The sequence below is a fragment of the Nonomuraea aridisoli genome (assembly GCF_003236395.1).
In the GTDB taxonomy this organism is placed as follows: domain Bacteria; phylum Actinomycetota; class Actinomycetes; order Streptosporangiales; family Streptosporangiaceae; genus Nonomuraea; species Nonomuraea aridisoli.
Map to the genome: position 1 here is coordinate 1 of NZ_POUD01000702.1, position 400 is coordinate 400.

Sequence of the window (400 nt, forward strand, 5' to 3'; positions counted from 1 at the left end):
ATCTTGGCCACGGTGCTGCTGAGTCCGAGGTCGTGCAGTGTCTTGGCCAGGATGAACAAGAGGGCCGGTCGGTCTTGGCTCAGCACTTCCACCACCGTGTGCCGCGCCGAGGCTTTGTGATCGATCACGACCTCGGTGAACACCGCGGGTAGCGCACGCACATTCCAGGGCGCGGCTTTCGTTCGTTTCAGCAGGTCCCGGGCCTCCACCTCTCCCGTGATCACCTGACGCAGGGTTCGCTGCAGGTTCGGCAAGCGATCTTCGATGCAGACTTTGCTACCGCGGGGGCCATGCACCCAAAACAGATCCACGGCCTGAGAGCCGCCACCGGGCAAGGGGCGTGAGTGCACTTGTGCGGCGTGGATCTCGAGATGATTGGCCGAGATCGCGGCCGCGATGG

Annotated in this window: 1 protein-coding gene; it reads right to left on the reverse strand. The window is 63.8% G+C overall.

Annotated features, from left to right (window positions below; all coding sequences use genetic code 11):
- Window positions 1–400 (reverse strand): hypothetical protein (locus tag C1J01_RS50995; RefSeq protein WP_220040518.1); only part of this gene is annotated, 400 nt, incomplete at both ends.